The organism is Haladaptatus litoreus (assembly GCF_900156425.1).
Taxonomy (GTDB): Archaea; Halobacteriota; Halobacteria; order Halobacteriales; family Haladaptataceae; genus Haladaptatus; species Haladaptatus litoreus.
This window is the reverse complement of sequence record NZ_FTNO01000011.1, coordinates 1-4,956: the sequence shown is the minus strand read 5'-3', so window position 1 is coordinate 4,956 and position 4,956 is coordinate 1. Positions and strand designations below refer to the sequence as shown.

Annotated in this window: 6 protein-coding genes; all 6 read right to left on the bottom strand. The window is 59.2% G+C overall.

The features are described from left to right. The coding region (locus BW974_RS24155; protein ID WP_139329033.1) for a hypothetical protein at positions 1 to 624 on the bottom strand (624 nt) is incomplete at its 3' end. Beyond that, a complete protein-coding gene (locus BW974_RS24150) occupies positions 624 to 917 on the bottom strand; it encodes a hypothetical protein (RefSeq protein WP_076433802.1) in 294 nt (97 codons plus the stop codon). The genes BW974_RS24155 and BW974_RS24150, both read right to left, overlap by 1 nt. 3 nt (positions 918 to 920) lie before the next feature. Continuing rightward, positions 921 to 1,169 carry a hypothetical protein gene (locus BW974_RS24145; protein WP_076433800.1) on the bottom strand — a complete coding sequence of 83 codons (249 nt, stop codon included), beginning with the start codon at positions 1,167 to 1,169 and terminating at the stop codon, positions 921 to 923. A 931-nt stretch (positions 1,170 to 2,100) separates the two neighbouring features. After that, a complete protein-coding gene (locus tag BW974_RS24140; protein WP_076433798.1) occupies positions 2,101 to 2,421 on the bottom strand; it encodes a hypothetical protein in 321 nt (106 codons plus the stop codon). A 191-nt stretch (positions 2,422 to 2,612) separates the two neighbouring features. After that, positions 2,613 to 3,851, bottom strand: a complete 1,239-nt coding sequence (locus tag BW974_RS24135; protein WP_076433796.1) for a hypothetical protein — start codon at positions 3,849 to 3,851, stop codon at positions 2,613 to 2,615. A 761-nt stretch (positions 3,852 to 4,612) separates the two neighbouring features. Then, a partial coding sequence (locus tag BW974_RS26155) for a hypothetical protein (protein WP_175609823.1) occupies positions 4,613 to 4,956 on the bottom strand: 344 nt, incomplete at its 5' end.

The window sequence follows — 4,956 nt, the reverse complement described above, 5'->3', positions numbered from 1 at the left end:
CACGGTTCGCCCGTTCAGTGGGTCGTTCGCTCTCTCGCGTTCAGCGTTCCGCGCCAGAACGCCCGTCACGTCCTTCCCCGCCAGCGGGTCGTTCTTCCGCTTCTCTACCTCGTTCCGGGCGAGAACTCCCGTGGCGTTCGCGTCCGGCTTCGCGTCGTCACCGAACACGTCCGCTACGATGGACTGGATTAACTCCGCCCCGTCCACATCATCAGCGGAGAGAAGGGTCGTAAGCATGGACACGCGGGCCTCTATAACCTCTTTCAGCCGCTCTTTCGAAGGCCCAGATTCCACGAACGCTACCCACTTCTCGCGGGACACGAGCGGTTCCCCGTCGTCCGTGGCTTCGCGTTCTAACTCCGCGAACTTGTCGTGGAGTTCGAGCAGAGACGCCATTACGTCGTCCGGATAGGGAACGCCAGCGTCCCCGCTCTCGCCGTCTGGCGCGTTCCCCGACACACTTCCCCCGGACGAACAGCCACACGAACACGAACCGCTCTTGCCGCTACAGTTCCCGCCGAACACATCCGTCCCGTTCGGCGCGTCGTTCTCGTCAGAACCCACGTTGTGGAGTTCGACCGTTCGCCCGCCCGAAAGCTGAATCTCTCGCGTCTTTCGAGGCATTACGCGCTCCCTCCGTCCCCGTTCGCGTGGTTCCGCCGATACGCTAGCGCGGCTTCTTCTTCCGGCGTGAGTGGCCGGTCTACCTGAACATCGTCCAGCAGGAACCCGTCTTCGTTCACACGAAGGAACTTCTCCGGGTGAAGCTCTAGCTCCCGGTCGGTCGGTTCGATAGGGTCGCCCCGCTCGTAGACCTCCGCTTCCCCACTCGGGGACGCTCCCGGCGTTCGTCGGAAGTTCTTGTGGGCCAGAATGTACTGTTCTCCGCTCTCGTCCGTTTCGGTGTTCTCACTCATGGTTCAGTAGAACATGGACACGTGGCCGCTCTCTTGGGCCACGTCGTCCGCTTCGTCCGCTTGTTCGTCTAGCTGTTCGTCTTCGGACGCGCTCCCGCTACCGCTCCCGTTCTCGCTCTCGTGGCGTTCGTGGACGCGCTCCACGGCTTCCACTGCTATCAGCGCGAGAGCTTCCGCTTGTTCTCGGGTGAATGGTAGCCGCTCGTTCGCGGGTTCGCGTTCGTTCGCGTTCTCGTCCGTTCCTTCGCTCATGGTTTGCTCCACGCGGTTCCGTCGCGCTTACTTCACATATTCGACTGAACTAGGGTAAATCTATCCCTCAAAGTCCGTTCCCTCTTGCGATTATATCACACTAAGTGTGATGTATGGGCGGTGAACATTCAAGTCGTCACGGGCCGTAGAACTCTACGCGGTTCCATCAGTGGGTTTCGGTAGCTGGGGCGCGTCCGCGTTCGCGTCCCGTTCCTTTGCTCAAACCCGACCGACGAACCATTATCACCACGTAGTGTGACGGTTCTACCGCGTGGTGAGTGGGTCAAACCACGTCGTCCGAAAGTCACGTGACCTACTCCGGCGGACTGACCCTCCGCCGGTTTTACGGAACTCTCGGTTCTGATTTCTGGCGACACCCACGTTAGTATAAGATACTAACCAGCACGTTCGCGCGAATCCGTGAGAGCGAAACGCGGATATTCGCGTAATCGGGCAGTAGACGGTTTCTCGTCCACTTCCGATTATACGCTAAAGGAGAAGTCACAACACTACCCCCGCGCCCTCTAACGGTTTTCCATCCACGGACACTTCCGAACCCCCGAATTAGTGCGTGATTCGTGATACATCCAGTTCACTCGTCGAAGAAACGGAGAATATTGCCGGTGAATATGCGTAGCGCGTATCTATGCGCCCCTATGCATAGTTGTCTGTTCCAAATATGGCAGTAAGGACGGCTGAAAGGCCAGATACTATACGAATTGGAATTATGCGTGTGGCGCATAAACGCATAGTCTATGCGCTCTATGCACGGCCACTATGCGGACGAACTCCTCGTTCCGCTGGTTCGACCGGGACGCTCCGCCGCTCCGTCCCCAGTTCGGGCCTCCGCTCGTTCCACTTCGCGCTTCCCGAGCTGTGGCCGGGCGGTAGTCGCGTCCCTACCTGAACGGACACGAAGACGAGAACGCGGTTAGTCGCCGGACGTGTCGTAGCCCAACAGCCACATACGGAAGCGTTCCCACGCGGGCGCGGCGTTCCGTTCTTCCCGGCGTGTCTGTAGCGACTTCTCCCGCTCCACGTACTCCACGAGTTCTTCGTGTTCGTTCTGGCGGGCTGTAAGTGCCTGTAGTTGGTTCCGAAGACGCTTGTTCTCGTTTTCCAGTTCGGCGTATTCGGTTCCTCGCTCTAGCAGTGTTCGCGTCGCTTCGGATTTACTCACGTCGTGTTCGGAAGCGCGTCGCTCTATCTCCTCCGCCAGTTCGGTTTCCACTCGGGCCGTGATTTGCTCCATGCGCGGCGTGTTCGGAACCGAACCGCATAGTGTTCAGTCAGACGCATGGCGTACTCAGAACCCACTCACGGACGTACTCACCCGTGTTCAGAACTCACTCGGGGGCGATTCGCTCGTGTTCGGACGTGTCCCGTGGACGTTACTCCGGGGGTTCGACCGGGGAAACCGGGTTCGCGGCTACCTCTACGCGGCTAATCGGCGTTTACTGGCGTCGTCCCCGAGAGTAGTTCGTCAAACCGCGCGTCCGTGTCACGCTCCACGCTCTCGCGTTCGTCCCGGTCGTTCGCGGCTTCGGTCGTAGGCGTGGACGTGTCGAACTCGTCCCTGCTCTCGTCCGCGAGAACGCCAGCGTCGTCTAACACGTCGTGGTGAACGTCCGGAGGAGATACCACGAGAGCCTTTTCCCCGCCCCGTGTCTCTCGCGCGGAGAATCCCGGTTCAGACGCCGCTTCGTCTATTAAGTCCCGAACGTGTTTCTTCGTCGGAACCTTGTCGAATACGTCCCGGTGAACGTCCGCTGTTTTCAGTTGTCGCGCCTTCCCTCGTGACGCCTTCCGAACGAGCGAAATCAGAATCCCGCGCGTCTTCTCGTCCCGGTCTAAGTCGCTGTAGTCCTCGCGGTCTATTGCTGGCGCGGACGGCCCCGGAACTCCCTCTCGTTCCGCGAACGCTTCCGCTTGCTCTCGTGGGAGGTAGAGACTCTTATTCACCGGATGGAGAACCGTCCCGAGTTCGTCCGCGACACGCTTCCGATACTTCTCAAGGGTGGGTTTGGACGCCTTCTTTTTCCCCTTCGTCGCGGCGTATTTCGAGATAGCCGCGTCCACGTCGTCACGAGTGTACTGTTCGCCCACGTCGCCACAGATAGCACGAACCTTCCCTTCCACGGACGTAGGAGCCACGTCTTCGCTTTCCTCCGGCGTGTCGTCCGTGTCCGGGGCGTCGTCTTCGGATGCGGCCACGGGCGCGTCCACAGCTTCCACGTCGCTCGTGTCGTCCGCGTCTGGTAGTCGGCGGACTTTCTCCATACAGCGGGCGCGTCGTCCGCCGTGGCGTCTCTCATACAGCGCGTAGGTGAGAATCAGCCACGCGGGTTCCTTCGCTTCTCGTCCGTAGGCTTTCATTTCCTCTTTCAGATAGCGCGGGACACGGACGCCGACTTTCACCGTGTCCGTCGTGTCGAACGCTGAACGAGAGAGATTTTTTTTGTTCCCCCCGTCCCGCTGGCGTAGGTCACTCCCGCGTAGCTTCCGGTCTAGCTCTCGTTCCAGCTTCTCCCATCCGTCCGCGTCCAGATACGCTTTCACGGCGTTTTTGACGTATTCAGCCCAGCTATCCGCCGTTACGTCGTCTCCCTCGTCGTAGAACTCCCGTGACGAGTTCCATTCTTCCGCCGGAATTTCCCAGTTTAGTTTGGGTGTGTCGTTCATGACGAGAACACACCCCCGAAAACCGGCTTCTCAAAATGAGAAGTAGGTTCCCAGAATGGGAACCACGGGGGGGTTCTCCCCCCCCTTTCCTTCCCAATTTGGGAAGTAACAGTAGTAGGTTTTGTTACATGAGGGGTAGCGGGGCTACCCCTCCAGCGGTTGTTACCCTTCCGCTGTCTTGCGGTTTCCAGCCTCTCCCGTCCGTGGGACGGACGGGCGGGGGACACGTCCGTGTCTCCCCCACCAAAAAAAACGTCTCCTGCGTCCGTGGTGTCCGTGTCGGCTTCGACCGTCCCGGCGTGGTAACTCTCGCTCTCGTTCTCGTCTTCGGTTCCGCTTCGGTTCGTTCGTTCCGTCTGTGGCGTGTAAGCCATTTTCTCGTGTTCAGTCCCCAGCTATCGCGTGGAGTGACGAGACGACGAAGGTGGAACAGGAAACGAATTTTTAAGTCGCCCGGCGGAGTAGAACCAACCAGACGAACCCACCATGTTCGTCGTCCAATAACGTTCTTAGCGCGATTCGTTCGCGTTCGTCTCCCGGCGTCCCACCGCCGGGGGATTCCGTTCCTATCTTCGTGAGTGACCTCTTGGTTTGACTCTAGAACCGCCCCTTATTGAAATTATCCATAACCTTAAATGATATATGTTTGAGAGTAATATGTATATTACTACTAGTAATAGAATGTATCTATAGAAATAATTGGAAAGAAACGAGTAGAGCGGAGTAGAAAAGGCGAGAAAGCCGCGCTACTGTTCGTCTATCTAGTCCTCCCCGTTCTCCACCGCGTTCCGCGCCAGAACGCCCGTTGCTCTCGCGTCCGTGTCGCGTTTCCCGCTCCCTCCGGTGTCGCCTTCGCCAAGTCCGGCGTAGTTCGCCCCCACCTTCGGGCGTGGCCGTCCCGTCTTCTCCCGCTGTTTCACCTCGTTCCGGGCGAGAACTCCCGATACGTCCTTTCCCGTGAGAGGGTCGGTAGCGCGCTCTTTCGCGGCGTTCGTCGCTAGCGGCCCACCCACGGTTCGCCCGTTCAGTGGGTCGTTCGCTCTCTCGCGTTCAGCGTTCCGCGCCAGAACGCCCGTCACGTCCTTCCCCGCCAGCGGGTCGTTCT

Excerpts from the sequence above, each read along its gene's own strand:
- BW974_RS24150 (WP_076433802.1), bottom strand. The coding sequence starts at position 917 with ATGAGTGAGAACACCGAAACGGACGAGAGCGGAGAACAGTACATTCTG.
- BW974_RS24145 (WP_076433800.1), bottom strand. The coding sequence starts at position 1,169 with ATGAGCGAAGGAACGGACGAGAACGCGAACGAACGCGAACCCGCGAAC.
- BW974_RS24140 (WP_076433798.1), bottom strand. The coding sequence starts at position 2,421 with ATGGAGCAAATCACGGCCCGAGTGGAAACCGAACTGGCGGAGGAGATA.
- BW974_RS24135 (WP_076433796.1), bottom strand. The coding sequence starts at position 3,851 with ATGAACGACACACCCAAACTAAACTGGGAAATTCCGGCGGAAGAATGG.